Origin of the sequence: Cupriavidus sp. SIMBA_020 (assembly GCF_046535395.1) — a bacterium.
Classification (GTDB): Bacteria; Pseudomonadota; Gammaproteobacteria; order Burkholderiales; family Burkholderiaceae; genus Cupriavidus; species Cupriavidus campinensis.
On the sequence record NZ_JAWRWU010000518.1, the window covers coordinates 1 to 274 of the forward strand.

Annotated in this window: 1 pseudogene; it reads right to left on the minus strand. The window is 62.4% G+C overall.

The features are described from left to right. Positions 1 to 228 (minus strand): annotated as a pseudogene (locus tag SB751_RS30310) (hybrid-cluster NAD(P)-dependent oxidoreductase); the annotation flags it as partial. Between the last annotated feature and the right edge of the window lie 46 nt (positions 229 to 274).

Below are 274 nucleotides of genomic sequence, written 5' to 3' on the forward strand. Positions count from 1 at the left end.
GTCGATGTCGAGCTCGAGCGTGATGAACTGCCCGGGCTCGAACGAGAACGTACGGCCCTGCGGCGAACGGAAGAAGAAGCTCTTCACGTCATGCGTTTCCTGGCGCACGTGGCAGCACACCAGCGTTTCCTCGACGTCGCTCGTCCAGCGCTCCGGCAGCGCGTTCCAGAACGCCGGGTGCGTGACCCGGCTGTCCACCGGCTCGAAATTGGCCGCATCTCGCATCATGTCTTGCTCCGCTTGTCCGCTGCTGGATACTATGCGCCGATCTTTT